At 72.3% G+C, this 21,333-nt stretch carries 14 protein-coding genes and 1 tRNA gene; 5 read left to right on the forward strand and 10 right to left on the reverse strand.

All coding sequences use genetic code 11. The annotated features are described in order from the left end of the window. Nucleotides 1-21: 21 nt before the first annotated feature. Both AC069X_RS10610 and AC069X_RS10615 read right to left on the reverse strand, forming a co-directional pair. Nucleotides 22-1,212, reverse strand: a complete 1,191-nt coding sequence (locus AC069X_RS10610) for a lipase family protein (protein ID WP_478727170.1) — start codon at nucleotides 1,210-1,212, stop codon at nucleotides 22-24. 217 nt (nucleotides 1,213-1,429) lie between these two features. Continuing rightward, complete coding sequence (locus tag AC069X_RS10615) at nucleotides 1,430-2,440, reverse strand: AraC family transcriptional regulator (RefSeq protein WP_478727172.1); 1,011 nt, start codon at nucleotides 2,438-2,440, stop codon at nucleotides 1,430-1,432. 117 nt (nucleotides 2,441-2,557) lie between these two features. Here AC069X_RS10615 and AC069X_RS10620 point away from each other — a divergent pair, with 117 nt between their 5' ends. After that, nucleotides 2,558-4,378 carry an AMP-dependent synthetase/ligase gene (locus AC069X_RS10620; RefSeq protein WP_478727174.1) on the forward strand — a complete coding sequence of 607 codons (1,821 nt, stop codon included), beginning with the start codon at nucleotides 2,558-2,560 and terminating at the stop codon, nucleotides 4,376-4,378. 7 nt (nucleotides 4,379-4,385) lie between these two features. On the opposite strand, the gene AC069X_RS10625 is transcribed toward AC069X_RS10620, so the two are convergent. Further along, nucleotides 4,386-5,585, reverse strand: a complete 1,200-nt coding sequence (locus AC069X_RS10625) for an aminotransferase-like domain-containing protein (protein WP_478727176.1) — start codon at nucleotides 5,583-5,585, stop codon at nucleotides 4,386-4,388. 137 nt (nucleotides 5,586-5,722) lie between these two features. Here AC069X_RS10625 and AC069X_RS10630 point away from each other — a divergent pair, with 137 nt between their 5' ends. Beyond that, nucleotides 5,723-6,598: a hypothetical protein gene (locus AC069X_RS10630; protein WP_478727178.1), complete on the forward strand. Its 876-nt coding sequence runs from the start codon at nucleotides 5,723-5,725 to the stop codon at nucleotides 6,596-6,598. A gap of 120 nt (nucleotides 6,599-6,718) precedes the next feature. On the opposite strand, the gene AC069X_RS10635 is transcribed toward AC069X_RS10630, so the two are convergent. The 3 genes from AC069X_RS10635 to AC069X_RS10645 form a co-directional block, all read right to left on the reverse strand. Next, nucleotides 6,719-6,931, reverse strand: coding sequence for a DUF397 domain-containing protein (locus tag AC069X_RS10635; RefSeq protein ID WP_478727180.1), 213 nt, complete (start codon nucleotides 6,929-6,931; stop codon nucleotides 6,719-6,721). 262 nt (nucleotides 6,932-7,193) lie between these two features. Then, complete coding sequence (locus tag AC069X_RS10640) at nucleotides 7,194-8,078, reverse strand: helix-turn-helix domain-containing protein (RefSeq protein ID WP_478727182.1); 885 nt, start codon at nucleotides 8,076-8,078, stop codon at nucleotides 7,194-7,196. Nucleotides 8,079-8,455: 377 nt separating this feature from the next. Beyond that, nucleotides 8,456-9,199, reverse strand: coding sequence for a GOLPH3/VPS74 family protein (locus AC069X_RS10645; RefSeq protein WP_478727184.1), 744 nt, complete (start codon nucleotides 9,197-9,199; stop codon nucleotides 8,456-8,458). Nucleotides 9,200-9,384: 185 nt separating this feature from the next. On the opposite strand from AC069X_RS10645, the gene AC069X_RS10650 reads away from it, so the two are divergent. From AC069X_RS10650 to AC069X_RS10660, 3 genes are all read left to right on the forward strand, one after another. After that, on the forward strand, nucleotides 9,385-12,345 hold the full coding sequence (locus AC069X_RS10650) for a D-alanyl-D-alanine carboxypeptidase family protein (protein ID WP_478727186.1): 2,961 nt from the start codon (nucleotides 9,385-9,387) through the stop codon (nucleotides 12,343-12,345). 86 nt (nucleotides 12,346-12,431) lie between these two features. After that, entirely contained in the window at nucleotides 12,432-14,270 is a 1,839-nt protein-coding gene (locus AC069X_RS10655) for an MFS transporter (RefSeq protein ID WP_478727187.1), read from the forward strand. 112 nt (nucleotides 14,271-14,382) lie between these two features. Continuing rightward, nucleotides 14,383-14,586 (forward strand): hypothetical protein, encoded by a 204-nt coding sequence (locus tag AC069X_RS10660; RefSeq protein WP_478727189.1) that lies wholly within the window; start codon nucleotides 14,383-14,385, stop codon nucleotides 14,584-14,586. A gap of 118 nt (nucleotides 14,587-14,704) precedes the next feature. Here AC069X_RS10660 and AC069X_RS10665 read toward each other — a convergent pair whose 3' ends face one another. From AC069X_RS10665 to AC069X_RS10680, 4 genes are all read right to left on the reverse strand, one after another. After that, nucleotides 14,705-15,121, reverse strand: a complete 417-nt coding sequence (locus AC069X_RS10665; RefSeq protein ID WP_478727191.1) for a hypothetical protein — start codon at nucleotides 15,119-15,121, stop codon at nucleotides 14,705-14,707. A gap of 144 nt (nucleotides 15,122-15,265) precedes the next feature. Next, a tRNA-Arg gene (locus tag AC069X_RS10670) sits at nucleotides 15,266-15,338 on the reverse strand. Between the two features lie 123 nt (nucleotides 15,339-15,461). Beyond that, complete coding sequence (locus AC069X_RS10675; RefSeq protein WP_478727193.1) at nucleotides 15,462-16,004, reverse strand: hypothetical protein; 543 nt, start codon at nucleotides 16,002-16,004, stop codon at nucleotides 15,462-15,464. A gap of 1,012 nt (nucleotides 16,005-17,016) precedes the next feature. After that, the gene (locus tag AC069X_RS10680; RefSeq protein ID WP_478727195.1) at nucleotides 17,017-20,883 is read right to left on the reverse strand and encodes a ricin-type beta-trefoil lectin domain protein; all 3,867 of its coding nucleotides are present in this window, start codon (nucleotides 20,881-20,883) and stop codon (nucleotides 17,017-17,019) included. Nucleotides 20,884-21,333 lie beyond the last annotated feature (450 nt).

Below are 21,333 nucleotides of genomic sequence, written 5' to 3' on the forward strand. Positions count from 1 at the left end.
GGTGGCCCGGGGAACGGAGGCTCAGCAGTCGGGACGCGTGGCCCGGTCCGCGAAACGGTCCGCCAGCCAGTTCCCGACCGTCAGGGAGTGCGTGATGACCCCGCTGACGTGCTCGCCGAGCACGATCGTGTCGAACTGCACGTCCGCGCCCCGCGCGCACCACTCCGCGCGCAGCTGCCGCCCCACCGCGTACGGGATCAGCTCGTCGCCGAGCGCGTGGTACTGGAGCACGGGCGCCGCCGGGGCGGTCCGGCCCAGCCGGCTCTGGTTCAGGCGGGCCTGCCAGTCGGGCTGCGCGAGCGGGTCGCGGGTGGTCAGGTCGGAGATCCGCTTGAAGGAGCCGGCGATGGCGTCGACCGCCACGCAGTTCTCCTTCATCCCGGCCACCAGGGCCCGGCCCGCGGGATTCAGGTACGAGTCGAGCTTCAGCTCGGGGAAGGCGGCGTCCTGGCCGGCCGCCGCCATGAAGATCAGACCGGAGCCGTAGGAGCCGTTGTTGAAGGCGGCCACCTTCATCAGGTCGGCGGGGACCCCGCCCGTCGCCGTCCCCTTCACCTTCAGCTCGGGAGCGTACGAGCCGTGCAGCTCGGCGGCCCAGCCGCCGGCCTGCCCGCCCTGGGAGTAGCCCACGATCCCGACCGGCGCGTCCGGGGACAGCCCGGCCTCGGGCAGCCGGATGGCGGCCCGGGCGGCGTCGAGCATCGCGTGGCCGGCCGAGGGGCCGACGGTGTACGTGTGGACGCCGGGGGTGCCGAGGCCCTCGTAGTCGGTGACGACGACGGCCCAGCCGCGCTGGGTGTACTGCTGGATGAGGTTGGCCTCCATGGAAGTGCCGTGCGGGAGGTTGTTGCCGGGCGCGCAGGAGTCGCCGAGGCCCACGGTCCCGACGGCGTACGTGATCAGCGGGCGCGGGCCGGTGCGGCCGTCCTGCGGGACGATGACGGTGCCCGAGACCACGTTCGGGGCGCCGTCGGCGGTGGTCGACCGGTAGTGCACCTTCCAGGCCCTGGTGCCGGTGGGCTGGCCGGGCAGCGGGTGGAAGGCGGACGGGACGCTGCTGACGACGTCGCCGGGGCGGCCGACGGCCCCCTCCCCGGCGACGGCGGCCGCATCGGCGGGGGCGGGGGCGGAGGCGGAGGCGGGCACCTGGACGAAGACGCTCAGGGCGGCCACGGAGGCGGCGGCCAGGGCGGTGCTGCTGCGCAGACGCATGGGTGGGTCTCCCAACGTGCGTAAGTGTGGGGGCAGGTGAGGCGAAGGTAGTGACCGACCGGTCGGCATGTCGCTGACCGCGCAGCTCACCTTTCCTGACCCGCCCACCCACCCCCCCTCACGCCGCGCCGCGACCGGCCTGCGGGCCTGTCGTCACCCTTCCGTCCGCCCCGCGCGCGACGACGGCAGTTCGACGACAGCCGTTCGACGACACGGCCTAGCCGCCCGAGGCGAGGCGGTAGGCGCCCGGTGTGGTGCCGGTCCAGCGGCGGAAGGCGCGGTGGAAGGCGGTGTCCTCCGAGAAGCCCAGGCGGGCGGCGAGTTCCGCGATCGGCTCGCCGCCCTCGGCCAGCCCCGCGATCGCCGCGTCCCGCCGCACCTGGTCCTTCAGCTGCTGGAACGACGTCCCCTCCCGCCCCAGCCGGCGCCGCAGCGTCGCCGGTGAGACCGCCAGGAGCGCGGCCACCTCCCCGAGTCCGGGCAGCCGGGGCGAGCCGCGCAGCCGGCGCGTCAGGGTGCGGCGTACCTGCTCGGCGACCGTGGTCCCGTACTCGGGGCGCGAGAGCAGGTCGAAGGGGGCCCGGCGGAGCATCGCGTCGAGCGCGTCCTCGTCCCGCACGAGCGGCGCCGTCAGCCAGCGCGCGTCGAAGACGGCCTCCGTCCGCTCGGCCCCGAACCGCACCGGGCAGTCGAAGAGCGTGCCGTACTCGTCCCGGTGCGGCGGCGGCGGATAGGCGAAGGCGGCGTGGACCAGCGGGACCGGCCGCCCGACGAGCCAGCTCGCGAGCCGGTGCCAGATCGCGAGGACGCACTCGGTCAGGAAGCGCTCCTCGTCCCCGTCGAAGTCGTTCCGCACGGTGAACCGGGCCTGCCCGCCCCCGGTCTCCAGCGCCAGTTCCGGCCCGCCCGGGAACAGCCCGTAGAACGCGGCGGCCCGCTCCACGGCCGCGCCCAGGTCCCGGCAGCCCAGGCAGGCGTGGCACATCATCGCGAAGGTACCCGGGCGGCTCGGGACGGCCGACAGCCCGAGGAACTCGTCCTGCGTGGTCCGGTACAGGGCCCGGAACAGCCGGGCGAACTGCGCCGGAGTGACCCGCGCCCGGTCGTCGCCGAGCAGCAGCGGCGGGATCTGCGCCTCCTGGAGCAGCGGCACCAGGTCGAAGCCCCCGCGCCGCGCCCCCGCGAGCACGGCACGCACGTGGTGCACGGTGACCGTCCGCCTCCCCATGCTCCGACGGTAGCCCCAATGAGCGCTGCGGTCAGCGGGGGTGACGCTTCCGGTCATGCCGGGCGGGCGCCGGGCGCGCCCACCATCGGGGGGTCACCAATCCGGGGAGGGCATGCGATGGACGGTCGGCCGAGCACGCTGGCGGTGTTCACCCAGTGGACCGAGGAGAGGTACGGGGACGGGACGGCGCTGCGCTTCCGCACGCCGGACGGCACCGGCTGGCAGACCCGGACGTACGCCGAACTCGGCGCGGCCGTACGCGAGACCGGGCGCGCGCTGCTCGCCCTGGGCGTCGGGGCCGGGGAACGGGTCGCGGTGCTCGCCGAGACCCGCCCCGAGTGGACGTACGCCCACCTCGGGATCCTGGCGGCGGGCGCGGTCCTGGTGCCGGTGTACCCGACGGCGGGGGAGGAGGAACTGGCCTGGGTGCTCTCCGACTCCGGGGCGGTGGCGGCCGTCTGCGAGGACGCCGCCCAGGCGGCCCGGGTGGAGGCGCTGCGGCCGAAACTGCCCGCGCTGCGGGCGGTCGTACGCATGGACGCGGACTTCCCGGCGGCTCCGGCGGCCGCCCAGGCGGCTCCGGCGTCTGCGGCGGCCCAGGCGGCTCCGGCGGTGGCCCCGGCGTCCCCGGCTCCCCCGGCGTCTCCGGCGGCCCAGGCCTGCGAACTCGCCGCACGGGCCGCCTCCGTGACCCCCGACGCGGACGCCGCGATCGTCTACACCTCCGGCACCACGGGCCCGCCCAAGGGGTGCCGGCTCACCCACGGGAACCTCGGGGCCGTCCAGGACGCCACCCTCCCGCTGGTCCAGGGCGGGCCCGGCGACTCCACGTACCTGTACCTGCCGCTGGCGCACCTGCTGGCGCAGCTGATCCAGTTCACCACCCTGCTGGAGGGCGGGGAGCTGTGCTACTTCGGGGGCCGGGTCGAGGACGTGCTCGCCGAGCTCACCGAGGCCCGGCCGACCCACCTGCCGTCCGTACCCCGGCTGTTCGAGAAGGTCCACACGGTGGTGCGGGGCCTCGCCGAGGGCCGCGAGGGCGGCCGGGAACGCTTCGAGGAGGCCGTCCGGCTGGGCGTGCTCGCGGCGGACGGCGCCCTGCCGGCGGAGCTGCGCCCGGCGTGGGAGGCGGCGGAGGAGTCCCTCTACGCCCCGGTCAGGGCCGCCTTCGGGGGCCGGCTGAAGTGGGCCCTGACCGGCGGCGCCCCCATCGCCCCCGCCACCCTGGACTTCCTGCGCGCCTGCGGGATACGGGTGTTCGAGGGCTACGGCATGACCGAGTCCGCCGGGGTGATCAGCCTCAACCACCCCGACGCCGTCCGGTACGGCACCGTCGGCCGGCCCGTCGCGGGCTGCGAGGTGCGCATCGCCCCGGACGGGGAGGTGCTCGCCCGGGGGCCGATGGTCTTCCCCGGCTACCACGCCGACCCGGCGGCGACGGCCGGCACCCTGGACGCGGACGGCTGGCTGCACACCGGGGACCTGGGCGCACTGGACGCAGACGGCTTCCTGACCATCACCGGCCGCAAGAAGGAGCTGATCATCACCTCCGGCGGCAAGAACATCACCCCGACCGAGGTGGAGTTCGCCGTCCAGGCCGCCTCCCGCTTCGTCTCGCGCGCCGTCCTGATCGGCGACCGGCGGCCCCACCCGGTGGCCCTGATCACCCTCGACACGGAGGAGGTCACCGCCTGGGCGGCCCGCGAAGCCCTCGACCTCGGCCCCGCCCCGGCCGCGCACCCGGCGGTACGGGCCCTGGTGGCCGAGGCCGTCGCCGCGGCCAACGCCACCGTCTCCCGCCCGGCCCGCATCCGTGCCTTCCGGGTCCTGGACGAGGAACTCTCGGTCGGCGCCGGGACCCTCACCCCGACGCTGAAACCGCGCCGCGCGGAGGTGGCCCGGCGCTACGCGGCCGAGATCGAGGAACTGTACGGCTGAGCCCGGCCTAGGAGAGCGCCTTCCGGAGCCGGTCCAGGCCCTCCGCGATCTCCCGCGGGGTGTGCGTGGTGAACGACAGCCGCAGCGTGCGCGGGTCCGGGGGGCCCGAGTGGAAGGGCGCCCCGGGCACGTACGCCACCTCGTGGGCGACGGCGGACTTCAGCAGGAGCCCCGCGTCGTGCCCGGCGGGGAGGCGCGCCCAGACGAACATGCCGCCCTCGGGACGGTTCCACTCCGAGCCGGCCGGGAGCGCCGCGCCGAGTCCCGCCAGCAGGGCGTCGCGCCGGGTGCGGTAGGCGTCCCGGACCCGGGCGACGTGGGCGTCGAGGTCGTGGGCGCCGAGGTAGTGGGCGGCGGCCAGCTGGTCCACCGTCGAGGTGTGCAGGTCCGCCGCCTGCTTGGCGACCACCGCCGCGCGGCGCAGGGCGGCGGGGGCGCGCAGCCAGCCCAGGCGCAGCCCCGGCGCCATGACCTTGGAGAAGCTGCCGAGCAGGGCGGTGCGGTCCTCGGCGCCCGGGTGCGCGGCGATCCACGGCTGGTGGGCGCCCTCGTAGCGGAGGTCCCCGTACGGGTCGTCCTCCACCACCCACAGCCCGAGCCGCGCCGCGACGCGGGCCACCTCCGCCCGGCGCTCGCCGGGCAGGGTGCGCCCGGTCGGGTTCTGGAAGGTGGGGATGGTGTAGAGCAGCTTCGGCCGCTCCCGGGCGGTGATCTCGGCGAGGGCGTCGGGGAGCAGGCCCTGCCCGTCGCAGGGCACGGGTATGACGCGGGCTCCGGCCAGGCCGAAGCACTGGAGGGCCGCCAGGTAGGTGGGGTCCTCGACGAGCACCGTGTCGCCGGGTTCCAGCAGGGTGGAGGCGAGGAGGGTGAGCCCCTGCTGGGAGCCGGTGGTGACGAGGACGTCCTCGGCGGAGGTGTCCAGGCCCCGCGCGGCGGCCCGGGCGGCGACGGCCGCGCGCAGCTCGGGGACGCCCTCGGTGGTGGAGTACTGGAGGGCGCGGGCGGCAGCGGCGCCGGTCAGGGCGGTGTCGTAGGCCGCGCGCAGGCCCTCGGTGTCGAAGAGTTCCGGGGCGGGCAGGCCGCCGGCGAAGGAGATCACCCCGGGGCGTTCGGTGAGCGCGAGGATCTCGCGTACGGGGGAGCCGCCCACGGCGGCGGCGCGCGCGGCGAAGGCGGGCAGAGCGGCGGCGGCGGTGCTCGGGCGCATGGGGGCGCCTCCTTCGGTGGCGGGGTGGCGGGTGGCGGCAGCCTAACGGGGAAAGGTGCAGAGAGCACCTACCCGTCCGAGGGGTGAACGACGCCCGACCCCTCCACAACTGACGCAGCATCAGATACACCGGTGTCATGACGAGAGACGAGCGGGAACGAGAAGGGGCCGGGGCCGGGGCCGAGGACACCCGGGCCGGGGACTACGCGCGGCTCGCGGCCGTCGGCCCGTACGGTGTCCGGCCCGGCCACGCCCTGATCACCATGGTGGAACCGCACCCGGGCCACGAGTACGCGTACAACCGCTGGTACGAGGACGACCACTACTACGCCGGCGCCATGGCCATGCCCTGGATGTACGCCGGCCGCCGCTGGGTGGCCACCCGGGACCTCCAGGAGCTGCGCTACCCGGAGAAGTCGGCGGTCGCCCAGCCCGTCACCGCCGGCTGCTACCTCTCCACGTACTGGGTCACCGAGGGCCGCTACGACGAGCACATGAAGTGGACCGTCGGCATCAACAAGCGGCTGAACCGCGACGGGCGCGTCTACCAGGACCGCACCCACGTCTTCACGGCCTTCCAGGACCACGAGGCCACGGTCTACCGCGACGGCGCCGCCGGCCCCCGGGACTTCCACGCCCTCGACCACCCGTACCAGGGGCTGGTCCTCCAGGTCGTCGACGCCGACGGCCCCGGGCGGCGGGCGGAACTGCTGGAGTGGCTCCGCGCGAAGGCCCTGCCGCGTCGGCTGCACGGCTCACCCGCGGCGATGGTCACGGTCTTCCGGCCGACCCCGCTGCCCGGCGACCGGATGACCTACGTCAAGCAGGTCGAGGGGGTCGGCACCCGGCTCACGCTGCTGTGGTTCCTGGAGGCCGACCCGCGCACCTGCTGGGACCGCTTCGAGGGGCTGGACGCGGAGGTCGCGGAATCGGGGCTGGGACGGGTGGAGCTGGTGGCGCCGTTCGTTCCCACGGTGCCGGGCACCGACCGGTACGTCGACCGGCTGCGCTGAGAGCGGGACGGGTACGCCCCGGGCTTCCGGGGGCGGGCATGGCCGAGCCCTCTCGGCCAGGACGGCGGGCCGGTCGAGAGGGCTCCGTACGGGGTGCTGCGGTGTGGGGGGTGGAGACGTTCAGGCGAGGCGTCCCAGTCCGCCCTCGGTCACACCGGTGACGAAGGAGGTCCAGGAACCGGGCGCGAAGGTGAGGGACGGACCGTCCTGCACCTTCGAGTCGCGGACGGCGATGGCGGAGGTGACGGGGGACTTGACCTCTACGCAGGCCCCGTTTCCACCGGAGTAGGAGGACTTGGTCCAGTTTTCCGTGCCGCCCTGACGAATAGCCATGTTCTTCTCCGGTTCAGCGAGTAGTTCCGGTTGCGTGCCGCCCGGGGATTTCCCCGGGCCGACGTGATCGACGCTACCGGCACCTCTCGATGGCCGAAGGAGGCATTCACTCGACCGGGTGGCATATTCCATTCAGGCCTTCTGTGGCCGGGGACCGACGGTGTACCGTGCGGGCCCCCTCCCCACTTCCGTCCGCTTCCTGCCGCTCTGCGGAGTTCGCGGCCGCCGCGGCCGTCGCCGTCGGCGCGGGCCCCGTTCGCGGTCAGAGCGCCTTGCCCGCGTGCTCCTCGATGATGTCGGAGATGAACTGCCTGGTCTGGTCGACGTTGAGGGCCTGCGCCCGCAGGTGCTCGTACATCACGCTGTATTTCTGAACGTCGTTGGCCTTCTCCAGGTACAAATCGCTCGTGACGCCCTCGATGTAGACCACGGTCGAGTCCGAGGCGTCCGGGAATTCCAGAATTGCGTACTGCCCGTTCATTCCCGGGTGGGCACCCATCGTGAACGGCATCACCTGCACCGTGATGTACGGCTGCTGCGACTGCTCTATCAAGTACTCCAGCTGCCGGACCATCAACTGGGGATCGCCCACGTGCCGGCGCAGTGCCGCTTCGTCGATGACCGCCCACAGGCGCAGCGGGCCCACGTCCGGATTGTTGTTTTCCGTCTCGGACAACCGTTTCTGGCGGTGCATGCGCACCTGGACCCGCTTCTCGACGTCGGCGGGCGCCGTCTCGGGCAGCGCGCCGCGGATCAGCGCCTGGGCGTACTCCGGGGTCTGGAGCAGGCCGGGGACCATCTGCGGCTCGTAGGTGCGCAGGCTCGCCGCGTCGGTCTCCAGACCGATGTAGACGCTGTACGGGATCTCGCCGAAGGCGTGCCACCAGCCCTGCTGCCGGGAGTCCTTGGCCATCTGCATCAGGGAGTCCACGAGCCTCGGGTCCTCGACCTCGTAGACCTCGCACAGGTCGCGGACGTCGCGCTGGCTGATGGACCGGCGGCCGTTCTCCAGCCGGCTGATCTTGGACTGGGAGACGAGGAGGCGCTCGGCGACCTGCTCGGCCGTCATGCCCTTGTCCTCGCGGAGCTTGCGCAACTCCATGCCCAGTCGGCGGCGTCGGACGGTGGGATTGACATTGGACGCCACGTGAACGGCACCTCCGCCTTCTTCTGTCGCTGTCTCGCTGAGTGTCTGGTGTTCAGCAGACTGCCACCGAAGGGTGCGACGGCGCTGGGGAACGCGGGAAAGCGGCACGCGGGGTGGCGAAGCCGTCTCGTCGGCCTCGCCACCCCGCGCGCGGGCGGCTCCGGGGCCGGGTCTTGGGGGACCTCCGGCCGCGGTGTCGGTGGATCGGTGGAACGGTGGAACGGTGGAACGGTGGATCGGTGGAACGGTGTGGATCGGTGTGGATCGGTGTACCGGGTGGATCGGTCGAACGTGCCCCGCTGGTGGATCAAGGGGTGTCGCGGGTCATGCGGTGGTCGTGCGGTGGTCGTACGGTGTCCTGCCGGGCGGACGCGTGCTCAGTGCGCGGCCGCGCGGGCCATCGCACCCGTCCGGCGCGGCTGGAGCGGAACACCGCCGGCCGCCGTGGCCCGGACGGCCGGCTGCGGCTGGGCGGCGCGGTCCCGGCGCGGCTGTGCGGCCACGCCGTTCTGGACGTCCATCACCGCGTGCGCGACGAGACCGCCCATCGGGTCGTGCCTGATCAGGTCCCGCAGCCGGGACCTGGACGAACGACCCTCGTTGCCGGGGTACAGGTGCTTGCCGAGTCCGACCGCGTGGGCCAGCGCGGCGAGCGCCGCGGTCCGCGGGTCCGGCGGTACGCCGGTGCGGATCGCACTGTCGAGCCGGGCACGGATCTCCCGGCTGATCGCCGTGTCGGTCGCCTGGTAGCGAGTCGTCGGCAGCACCCCGCACATCTGGCCCGCGACGGCATGCACCATGCCGCAGCGCTCCAGGTGGGCGAGGTAAATCTGGCGGAGCCCCAGCCGGGGTCCGCCGATCCAGTGGACGGCCCGTACCGGGCTGCCGCGCCTGCGCAGCAGTTCCAGTGCGGAGTCCAAAGTCGGATCTCCTGTCGGCCGTGGCATCACCACGGCGATACGATCCCCGTCAGGGGCTATCCGTCCTGCCAGAGCCAGCTCCACTAGCTGTGCCCCGGCCAGGCCGAGGTCGAGCGACTGCGGCTGCGCCGTGGTACCCGTGGCCGGGTCCAAAGCGAGCAGCAGAAGCTCCTCCGGAATTGTTCTGCGGCTCCTGCCCATCCATGCCTCCCCGCGTGGATGAGTGACAGGGTGACGCCTCTCACATTCATCTGTCGAGAGCGCCTGGACGCTTTGTGGGGGAACCAGTAGCTATGTCGTTCTCGTCTAGCGGTTGGGCGATGCCCCCTAGACGGGACACTGTTAGACGGTTCGGACAGTGACCGGACAGCGATCGAGGAGGAACGGTGGCGGGCGAGTCCCCCGACAAGTCGGTAGATGAAGGAGCGTCCGGGGAGCAGGACCCGAGGCTGTCGGTCTTCCAGCCGCGAGACCCGCTGAAGGAGGCCGTCGCGGCGTGGGTCGCCACGGCCGGCACGGACGAGCAGGCGGAGGACGCGGGCGCGGAGACCGAGGCCGCCGAGGCCGTCACCGCCCCGTCGCGCCCGTCCCCCGGGCGGGTGGACCCGAAGACCCCGGTGGCGGGCGTGGTACGCCAGTCCGCGCCGCGGGACGCGGAGAAGCCGGGTTCCGCTTCGGCGGAGGCCGACGCGCGGGCGGAGGAGCCGTCCGGGGACGCGGAGAAGTCCGGGGAGCCCGCCGGCAAGCCGGCCGGCAAGCCGTCGGGGGAAGCCCGTACGACGGCCTTCGGCGTGGTGACGCGCGACCCGGCCCCGGAGGCGGACAAGCCGTCGGGGGAGTCCCGGAAGCCGGGTTCCGCTTCGTCGGAGAAGCCGTCCGGGGACGCGGAGAAGTCCGAGGAGCCCGCCGGCAAGCCGGCCGGCAAGCCGTCGGGGGATGTCCGTACGACGGCCTTTGGCGTGGTGACGCGCGACCCGGCCCCGGAGGCGGACAAGCCGTCCCGGGACCCGCGTACGGCGGCCGCCGACACCGAGCGCACCGCCGTCTTCCGTGCCGTGAAGCCCGGTTCCGCTTCACCCGACGCGGAGAGGCCGTCGGGCGGGGCCGGTTCGGCGTCCGACGAGCCGTCCGCGGCGTCCGAGAAGCCGTCGGACAAGCCGTCGGACAAGCCGTCGGACAAGCCGTCGGACAAGCCCGCCGCCGACAGTGAGCGCACCGCCGTCTTCCGTACCGTCAAGCCCGGTTCCGCCCCGGCGAAGCCGGCCGCCGACAGCGAGCGCACGGCCGTCTTCCGCACGGTGAAGCCGGGTTCCGCTTCGCCGGATGCCGAGAAGAAGCCGACGGGTGACGAGCCGTCCTCCGACGAGCCCGCCGCGAAGCCGTCGGCGGACGTGCGGACCACCGCGTTCGGTGTCGTGAAGCCCGACGCGGACGCGAAGGAGCCGAAGGGCGCCAAGGACGCCAAGGACGCCAAGGACGCCAAGGAGGAGTCCGACAGCGAGCGCACGGCCGTCTTCCGTGCCGTGAAGCCCGGTTCCGCCGCGCCGGACGCGAAGAAGCCGTCCGGCGATGAGCCGTCGGCCGACGCGAAGGACGCGAAGGACGCGAAGGGCGCCAAGGACGCCAAGGAGGAGTCCGACAGCGAGCGCACGGCCGTCTTCCGGGCCGTGAAGCCCGGTTCCGCTTCGCCCGCCGCGGGCAGCAAGGATTCCAAGGACCCCAAGGGTGCCACCGGCCCCAAGGACACCAAGGACACCAAGGGCACCAAGGACGCCCAGGACGGCAAGAAGCCCGCCCAGGACCCCCGCGCCGCGCAGGCCGGTGCCGGCGCCCCCAAGCCGGCCGCCGCCAAGCCCGGCACGGCACGGCCCGGCACGGCACGGCCCGGCACGGCACGGCCCGGCACGGCACGGCCCGGCACCGAGAGCGACCGCCGCGTCAGCACCTTCGTACCGCTGCGCGGCGAGGACGAGGACGCCCCGGGGCCGAAGCCGCCCGCCCGGCCCACTCCGCCGCCCCCGCGCCTGGACCCCAGTGAGCGGACCACCCAGCAGCCGCTGCCGCCCCGGCCGCCGCTCGACATGCTGGCGGACCTCACCAACAACCCGCCCCCGCCGCCCACTCCCATGCGGAACGTGATCCGGCGGGTCAAGATCTACGCACCGCTCGTGGTGCTCCTGATCATCGTGATCTCCGTCGTGCAGCTGGTGCGCCCGCTGCCCGCGCCGAAGCTCAAGCTGACCGCGAAGGCGACGTACACCTTCCCCGGCGGCGCGCCCAACCTGCCCTGGCCGACCGAGGGCCAGGCCTCCATGGCCGCCGCCGGCCTCGGCACGATCGGCAGCTCCGGTGAGCAGAAGCCGGTGCCGATCGCGAGCGTCACGAAGTCGATGACGGCGTACATCATCATGCGCGACCACCCCTTCAAGAAGGGGGAGAAGGGCGCGATGATCGACGTCGACAAGACCGCCGAGACCGAGGGCCAGAAGGACAAGTCGGACAACGAGTCCACCCTCAACACGGTCAAGGAGGGCGACAAGATCTCGGAGTACGACGCGATCGCCGCCCTGATGATCCCGTCGGCCAACAACATCGCGCGGCTGCTCGCGCGCTGGGACTCCGGTTCCCAGGAGGCGTTCGTCAAGAAGATGAACGACACCGCCAAGGAACTCGGCATGACCAACACCACCTACACCGACCCCTCGGGCCTGGACGCCACCACGGTCAGCACCGCCGAGGACCAGGTGAAGCTCGGTCTGAAGATCGTCGAGATCCCGGCCCTGGTCGACATCACCCGCATGCCCAGCTGGACCGACCAGACCGGCAAGACCTGGCCGAACTGGAACCGCCTGGTGCCGTTCAACGACTCCCTCGGCATCAAGACCGGTACGACGACCAAGGCCGGCGGAAACCTCCTCTTCGCCGCCCAGAAGAAGGTCGGCGACACCAACCAGCTGCTCGTCGGCGCCGTCCTCGGCCAGCACAAGCCGCCGATCATCGACAGCGTCATCGCCGCCAGCCGCTCGCTGCTGATCGGCACCCAGAAGGAGATCCAGGGCGCGCCCGTCGTGAAGAAGGGCCAGGTCGTGGGCTACGTGGACGACGGCCTCGGCGGGCACACGCCGGTCGTCGCCACCGCCGACGTCCAGGCCGTCGGCTGGTCCTCGCTGACCGTGGACATCAAGCTCGGCGACGGCGGCACCGCGATCCCCGAGTCGGCCAAGGCCGGGACCCAGGTCGGGGTGCTGACCGTCGGCGACGGCGCCAGCCAGGTCAAGGTGCCGGTGGCGCTCCAGCGCGAGCTGGAGACCCCCGGCTTCGGCAGCAAGCTGACCCGTATCGGCTGAGGCCGGCATCCGGCGGGTGCGGCGCCCCGGGCGACCCCGGGGCGCCGTGCCGCGTCCGGCAGGCAGTACCGGAGAGGGCGTCGTCCATGACCACAGCCGAGCAGGAGCACAGGCCGACCGGGCAGCCGGAGCCCCCGCGGGGGCCCGCGGCGCCCGGCGGCCCGGCCGCCCGCGCCCTGGACCGGCTCCCGGCCCGCGTCCCGGCCCGGCTCCCCGCCCGCGTCCCGGCCCGCCTCCTGGCCCGGGCGCACCGGCACCCGGTGCTCGTGGCCACCGCCGTGGCGGCGGTGCTGCACGTCGTCTGGATCTTCTTCGTCGCCAACAGCGGCGGGGACCTCGCCGCGCAGGACGCCTGGGCGGAGTTCGTCGGCCGCCACCCCGACACGGCGTACAACCTCGCCTGGTACGGGGGGATGCACCCGGTCTCGTACAGCGTCGTGTCCCCGTACGTGATGCACGTGCTCGGCGTCCGGACCACGATGGTGATCGCCGGCACCGCCTCGGCGGGGCTCCTCGCGCTGATCCTGACCCGCTGCCGCGGCGCCGTCCGGCAGCCCCTGTGGCCGGCCCTGGCCGGGGTGTACGGGCTGCTGTGCAACGCGCTGTCCGGCCGGGTCACCTTCGGGCTCGGCACGCTCTTCGCCCTCGGGGCCGTCGCCGCCGTCTTCTGCTGGCCGCGCCGGTGGGCCCGGCGGCGCTGGGCGAAGGCCGCCGTCGCCGCGCCGCTGGCCGGGCTGGCGACCGCCGCGAGCCCGGTGGCGGGGCTCTTCCTCGGGGTGGTCGCGGCCGCGCTGTTCCTGGGCGGGCGGCGGCCGGGCGCGTACGCGCTGGGGCTGGCCCCGGTCGCGGTCGTGGGGCTCTCGGCGTGGCTGTTCCCCTTCTCGGGGACGCAGCCGATGAAGATCGGTTCGGCCGGGCTGCCGTTCCTCTTCGGGCTGGCCGTCGCCCTCCTCGTGCCCAAGGCGTGGCGGACGGTGCGGACCGCCGCCGCCGTGTACGCCCTGGGGGTGTTCCTGACCTGGGCGGTCGACTCCCAGGTCGGCTCGAACGTCACCCGGCTGGTCATGCTGTTCGGCGGCGCGGCGCTCCTCGCCGCCCTCCCGTACGAGGCCCCGCGGACCCGGCGCCGGTACGCGCTGCTGCTGGCCTTCGCCGGGCTGACCGTCTGGATCACCACCAACAGCGTCACGGACATCGTCCGGACCACCCCGGTGGCCGCCTGGAACCGCGAGCTGGCCCCGCTGGTCGACCAGCTCCGGAAGGCGGGCGCGGACCGGGGCCGGGTCGAGGTGGTGCCCGCCAGCAGCCACCGCGAGTCCTCCGCGTTCCCGTCGTACGTGAACCTCGCGCGCGGCTGGAACCGGCAGGCCGACCTGGAGCGCAACCCGCTCTTCTACGACGGCACCCTCACCGCCGCGAGCTACCGGGGCTGGCTGGACCGCTGGGCCGTGCACTACGTGGTGCTGCCCGCCGACAAGCCCGACTCGGGCGGGGCGGCGGAGGCGGAGCTCGTGCGGGCGGGGCTCCCGTACCTGCGCGAGGTGTGGGGCGACGGGAACTGGCGGCTGTTCCGGGTGGACGCCCCCGCGGAGCTGGTCTCGGGCCCCGCGAAGGCGGTCCGGGCGGGCGCGGACCGGCTGGTCGTCGAGGTCTCGGCGCCGGGCCGGGTGCTGGTGCGGATCCCGCACTCGCCGTGGCTGGGGCTGGTGGACGGCGCGGGCGGGCCGGTGCCGTCCCCCCGGGACGCGAACACGTCCGGGTGCCTCTTCAGGGCGGCGCCCGACGCCGTCGGGGACGTCTGGACGGAGCTGCTGGCCCCGGCGCCGGGCGAGTACCGGATCTCGGCGAAGTACCAGCTCCCGCGCGGTACGCCCTGCCCGGAGGAGCTGGTCCGGCAGGCCACGGGCCTCCCGGAGCGCCCCTGAGCCCGTATCCGGGCGCCGGATTCTTTACGTCCGCCCCGGGTGCATTCGCCCTCATATCTGCATACGATCCGAGTAATCCGATTGGGTGCTTCCCGAGGGAGTTGACGACGGGATGAGCAAAGAGCAGAAGCAGGACGTCCAGGCGGCGGTCGCGAAGGCGACGGAACGGCTCCGGACCCCGCGCGCGCAAGGCCACGGCTTCGAGGGCCCGGTCCGCAGCAAGGTGAAGGGCGGGGCCCACACCAAGGCCGCCCTCAAGCGCGCCGGCACCCCGCAGGGCGACCGGATCGGCGAACGGAGCCCCGGCCTCAGCTGACGGGCGTCCACCGTCCCCAGTCACGACACGAAGCGGCCCTCCCGGCGAGCCCGGGAGGGCTCCACACGTTCCGCGCGAGGAGCGTCATCCTCTCCGCGGACCTGGCCGCCTGGCGCGGTCAGCCGTCCTCCCGCTTGTACTCCTCCGTACACCCCGCCTGCACGTCCTCGGTGAAGCAGGCGATGTAGTGCTCCGGCGAGCCGTAGAAGGCGAACATCATGCCGTCGCAGTCCACGCCGTCGAAGGTGACCTCGGCGGACGTGCGGGAGAGGGACCAGGTCCCGCGCTGCCGGGCGGAGAGCCCGGGGCAGTCCGCGGCGAGCCGTGAGGTGTCCAAGTCCTTGGCCGTGAACGTCCCGTCGTCCCGGAACACCACCGCGGCCTCGCTCCCGTACGACGACCACAGGCCCGTCACCCCGACGGCGTCGACCTGGACGGGGTAGACGGAGCAGGAGGCCGTCAGCAGCACCGCCGCACACCCCGCCACGGCACCCACGCACCCACGCCGCACCCGCTGTTTCCGATCGGCAGCCATACGGCCCTGCTCTCGCGTCTCGCACGTGCCGGGTAAGGACGGACATCATCTTGAACGCGTTCAAGTCCCACTGTCAACGCCACCGCCGACGCGCCCGCACATGACGAAGACCCCCAGCCGTGACCGGCTGGGGGTCTTCCACTGTGCCCCCGGCAGGATTCGAACCTGCGACACCCGCTTTAGGAGAGCGGTGCTCTATCCCCTGAGCTACGAAGGCGGGGCCTTGCGTTAAACGTGGCTGAATACTCTGTGCGAGATTCCGTCCGCGTTCGGCAAGGTCCTGGGCTGCCGCGAGGGCAGCCCAGGGACAGCGTAGCGGATCAGCGTGGGGCGTTGCGGCTCAGTTCTTTGGGGAGCGGGTGCTGCTTTCTGTGGTCTCGGCGTCCGCGCCGGTGTAGGCAGGGTCTTCCCGGTAGCGGGCCGCGCTGGTGGCGTTTTGGGCGAGGAGGAAGCCGAGGATGACCAGGCTCTGGGCGTCGGCGCCGAAGGCGATCATGCGGCGGTTCCAGAGGGAGCGGTCGAGTTGGGAGAAGCCGGCTTCGGTGTCTTCGCGGCCGCCGTAGAGCTGCTGGTGGGTGGCGGTGGCGTCGGGGATCTGGAGGAGGTGCTCGGCGCGGTGGAAGCCGGTTTCGGTGTCGCTCTCTCCGTCGTCGCGTTCGCCGGGGGTGGTGGTGATGCCGACGGGTTCGCGGTGTTCGTGGGCGCCGCGTACGCACGGGACGGCGATGAGGTGGTACCAGCGGTGGGTGTCTTCTGCGGCGTCGAGGATGGCGCAGGCGAGCTGGAGGGCGACTGCGGCTTCGCCGCCCTCTTGGTCGTGCGGGACGTGGCTGTAGCGGAGGAAGACGCGCCGGAAGTAGCGGCGGTGTCGGGTGGAGAACACCAGGACTTCTCCCTCCCGATGCTGGCCGCTCCTGGACGACGAACTTGCTGCCCAGCAGCATCCTTTCGGCGCCCTTGGTGGTTGCTGGCCCCTTGGCGTCAGCGCCTATGGCGCACTCCGTTCTCGTCGGCTCTGAAAGGGACGGTGGAGAGGGTGGGGGACTTGGCGACCGTGCCGTCACCGGCGATGAGCTGGTGGCGTCCCGGATCACGGTCTCGGGCAGTGAGCGGGCCTCGTCCTTGCCGAGGTGGTGGGCGATTCCATTGCGGATCTCGTCCCAGACGTCCTGATCGCGCAGCTCGGCGGCGCAGTAGCGGGCGGAGCCGTGGATGCCGCGCAGAGCGAGGAAGAGGAGGTAGACGGAAGGCGGGTAGGCGGCGGGGCGACCCACTCGACGGCCACCAACGCCGTCGAGGGCGCTGGTGAGCCGGTATATGTCCTCGAAGCAGGCAATGTCCTTGACCGGCGGGAGACGGTGCGGATCTCGGATTCCAGGACCCGGCGCGCGGCCTTCTTGCGGACGGTGCGCGGGAAGGGTTCGCCGAAGAGGTCATCGGGCATCGCGGCGGTCCGGGTGCCCAGTACGCGCAGGCTCCACGGCCGAGGGCCGCCTGGCGCCTCGCGACTGCGCTCGCGCCGCCCGGTTCGATTCGATTGGGGTCTGTGACCGGCAGAGTCGAAGCTGGCCCGCCCATCCGGGCCACCGATCACCGCCGAGGGACGACTCGGGTCTTCACCGCGCATGTGGGCTCGGCCTCCGTCATGTATCCCGGAGCCGGAGGGGAGAGGGTGTGCTGGGTCGAGCACGCCCAAGCCGCTAGATCCGTAGGGCATTCAGGCATCCCAGACCTGTATGTATTCCTCGATGGGTATGTGAGCGGCTGGATCCCGGACGGTTGGATCACACTGTGCTGACAGCGGTCCAGACGCAGCGAGTGGTGAGGGTGGCGTGCAAGGGCCCGCCTCCCCCCGGGGTTCCGGGGAGAGGCGGGCTGTTGGAGCAGGGCTGGGGTCAGGCGGTGGCGCCCAGGGGTGAGGCCAGTCCGGCGGCGGGCCAGCGCTGGGCGTTGGTGCCGTTGCACTGCCACAGCTGGAGCTGGATGCCGTTGTCCGTGCGGCCCTGGGGCAGGTCCATGCAGCGGTTGTTCATAGGGTTGTAGAGGCTGCCGTCGGCCTGGGGCAGCCACTGCTGGGGACCGGTGCCATTGCAGTTCCACAGCTGGACAAGGGTGCCGTTGTTGGCGGCGTCCACGCACTTGCCGAGGACGCGGAGCTCGCCGTTCTCGCGGATCTCGAACTGCTGGGGGTTGCTGCCGTTGCAGTCCCAGATCTGGATGCGGGTTCCGTCGGCCGTGCCGCCGGCGCTGTCGTCCGCGCACTTGGCGTCGCTGACGCCGGAGACCAGGGAGGTGCGGGGGGCGGACGGGACGGTGGAGTGGTTGTAGACGGTGACGCCGCTGATGCGGCCGTCGAGGAAGGCGTCCGGGTTGCCCTGGTTCTTGTATCGGCCGAGGATCAGGGGGCCGGTGGCCTTCCAGGCGTTGGCTTTGGCGTGGTGGCCGGTGGCGGCGAGGGTGCCGTTGACGTACAAGGCGATCAGACCGGTGGTGTCGTCGTAGGTGGCGGTGAGCTGGGTCCAGACCCCGACCTGCACCTTGGCGGCGTCGTTGCGGATGTTCGTCTGGTCGTAGCTCGCGCCGTCGGCGTCGGTGCGGGCGAGGGCGAAGCGCCAGGTGCCATCGGGGTCGGACGACAGGCTGAACCCGCTGGAGCGCTGCCCGTCCTGGCTGACGATCGCCCCGCCCAGCTTGTCCGTCTTGGCCCAGGTGGAGACGGTGAAGCTGCGGCTGGTGTCGATGCCGGGCCCCGCGGCGGTGACGGTGGAGCCTGTGCCGTCGAGGTCGACGACCTTGGTGGCGTTGCCGGCGACGGTGTCGTCGGCCCAGGTGGCGCCGGCGCCGGTGAGGGTGGCGTTGTTGCGGCCGCGCAGGTCGGCCGCCGTGGTGCCGGAGCCTTCGTTCAGCTTCCAGGTGCTGGTGGAGATGCGGGAGTCGCCCATGGTCTGCGGGCTTCCGAAGCCGGTGACCTTGCCGCTGGTGGCGGTGCTGTTCCAGGTCAGGAGGCGGTGGCGGCTGTCGAGGGCCCACAGATCGGGGAGGCCGTCGGCGCTGGTGTCGCCGGACGAGCCGATGACCGGGTGGGTGGCGGCGCTGACGCCGCCGCCGATCCGGGTGCGCTTGCTGTGGTCTCCGAGGGCGGCCGGGTTTCCGGCGACGTTGGCGTACTGGTAGACCTCGCCGGTGGTGTTGTCGCGGGCCCACAGGTCGGGCAGGCCGTCGCCGGTGGTGTCGCCGGGGGCGATGAGGGTGAGGTTGTCCCACCCGGCGGGGCTGAGGACGAGCACGACCGGGTCGCGCAGTTCGCCGGTCGCGCCGGTGCCCTGCAACAGCACCAGTGAGCTGCTCGTACCGTTGTTCTCGACCGTGAGCAGGTCGTTGCGGGGCTCGATGCCCTGCTCGGGCAGGGCGTCGCCGACGGCGAGGATCTGCTTGACGCGGGTCCAGTCCTCAACGTACGCGGTGCCGCAGGGCTGGCCGGTGGCCGCGACGGTGCAGTCCTCCCTGTAGGGGCGCTGCACGGTTACGGCCTTGGCGGCGGTGTAGTACAAGCCCCCGTTCGCGGCGAGACCGCCTTGGGTGAGGGAGTTGCGGTAGAGCTTCAGCTGTCCGTCGCGGTAGGCCCACAGGTCGTCGATGCGGATGCCGTTGCCGCCGCGGTGGGTAGTGAGGGTGCCGTTGCCCCAGCCCTTGCCGCCAGGGCTGTTGGCTGTGTTGGAGGCGAGGACACCGCCAGCTGCCGGGTCGACCGCGGTGGGGTAGACGACGAGGTCGCCTGCGGCTGTGGGTGCGAGGAAGTCAACGCGTTCGTCGCCGGTGATGTCGCCGAGCGTCGTCTTCGCGTTGGGGTCGTCGGGCACGTAGAAGGTGTACGTCTGCTGCTGCGAGCGGTTGCCCGCCCGGTCGACGGCCTGGACACGCAGGATGTTGGTGCCCCAGGTCGTGGGTGTCAGTGGGATGGACGCGCTGCCGTCCGTAGCCGGGTCGAGGCGGTTGGCTCCACTCACAGGGATGGCCGAGTTGAAGGCCCACTCGTAGTAGAGGACCCCGCTCGTGGAGTCGGTCGACCCGATGCTGAAGGTGCCGGGCTGACCGATGTGCTTGGTGGAGCCGGGATGGCTACCCGACGGCGGGTATTCCGCCGACGCGACGACTGGGATGGACGGCGGCTGCGTGTCCACCGTGAACGTGCAGCCACTCAGCCATTTGGAGTCCATGTCACCGTCGTGGGCGGCGACCCGCCAGCTGTAGGTGCGGCCGTCGGAGAGGTTCGTCGGACGGACCGAGGCCCAATGGGTCCCTGTGGCTTCGCCGACGCGGCCGCTGTCGTAGACGAGGGCCCCAGTGGCGGTGTCATTGACGTAGAAGAGCGCCGAGACAGGCTGGTTGTCCACATCGCCGATCCATGCACCGATGCTCAGACCGGAATAGGCAGTGGCGCCTACCCAGCCGCAACCGTTGCCGTTCGGGTTCTGTGGAGCGGGACTCATGCCGAGTGCCCACGGGTCGTACGGCGCACGGTTGTACTCGATGTAGAGGAACGGCAGGTTGCTCTTGTTGCGGGTGAACCGCTTGAAGGAGTTGTTGCTGCTGCTCCTGGACTCGTTGGAGGCGAAGAGGCCGTAGGTGAGGCTGCCGCGCCACTCGTTCGCGATGAGATGGTCACGCACGTCCCACTCGCCGCGGGTGGTCGACCCCGGGCAGCCGGGCCCGCCCGCGCTGTTGATCGCCGTGGTGCGCAGGACCTCCCAGTCGCGGGGCTGGGTGTTCCAGGTGATGTTGGACAGCAGCGGCTCGGTGGAGTGCAGGTCCACGTTGTACGTCTGGCTGCAGGTGGCGTCAGCGGCGTAGGACTGGGTAGCGAAGAAGGAGGCCTTCTTGATGCTCTTGTCCCGCAGATCGCTGGTGTCGACCTGGACGTAGTACCGCTCCAGGCCGATGCGCGTGCGCCAGCGCTGGTAGCCGACGCCGGGGTCGTAGGTGTCGCCGTAGTCGTCGTAGCTGGTCGTGGTGGGGTAGGCCTCCTGGACCCAGGCCCAGTGCTGAGTACCGCGGTTGGTGGGCTGCCAGGCCGGGTCGATGAAGACCGGGTAAGTGGTGGCAGGGTCGGCCAGGAAGGCCTTGTCCGGGGTCAGGGCGACCACGTCCTTGCCGAGGTCGGCCTGGAGCCGCGCGACCTTCGCGCTGTCGCCGGGTCCTTCGCTGTCGGAGACCCTCTTGGCCGCATCAGGGGCGGGCGGTGTGTCCGGAGCGGATGCGACGCTGCCCTTGCCGGCTTGGGGGGCCTTGGAGGAGAGGGAAGCCCCGGCCGCTGCGGGAGCAGTCGAGGAGCTCGAGTCCCACATGGTCGGAGTCGGAGCCTGGAAGACCGTACGGCCGGAGGCGTCAGCTGCCTTCAGGTTGCCGGCCGCGTCGGCGGAGACGGTGACGCCCTCTCCCTTGAGACCCATGGTCAGCTTGGCAAGCTTCGGGTGGCGAGCCGCCTCGGCGGATTTCACCACGAGGATCTGGGAGATTCCGCCCCCCTCCTCGGCCGTCACCTTGAGGTCTGTGCCGGGTGCCACCTCGCGGTAGACGGCGCTGCTTCCTGCTAACTCGGGCTCCGGGAGCGGATCCGGCCAGCTCAGTACCAGCTGCTTGCCGTCCTGTTCCAGAGTGGCGAGCGGCTTGGTGCCGCCCCCGGAGAGGGTCAGGCCGCTCACTGTGGCTTTCGGACGAAGAGTGCCGTCCGCTGCCTTGATGAGGGTGGCGTCCAGGTCCATCCACTGACCATCGCGCTTCGTGCGGAGCGGGATCACACTGCGGGTCAGCCCCAGGGTGCCGTCCGGGTTGGCGACCTCGGAGTCCGTCTCGGTGGTTGCCGCCGGAACGGGAACGGGCTTCCCGGTGCGTCTTGCCTCGGCCAGGGCTGCCTCCTCAGCCCGCTCCCGGTCGCTGACAGGCCGTTCAGGCGGCGTCTGAGTACTCGGTTTGCTCGCTTCTCCTGTTGCCGCCGCAACGGGTGCGACGCCTATCGATGTGACGGACAGAGCCAGTGTGACCAGCCCTGCGAGCGCGATCGGCCGTCCTGCCGACCTCCGCTTTCTGAGTGTGCCCCCCACTGTAAAACTCCCCAATCTGATGATGTCGAGCGACTGGGCGTGAACGCTAACAGCCCCACAAGCCGATCGTTTTTGATCATGGAATTCGGAACTGGGAATTCCTCTGGAGGT

It is taken from the genome of Streptomyces sp. NPDC043896 (genome assembly GCF_056435605.1).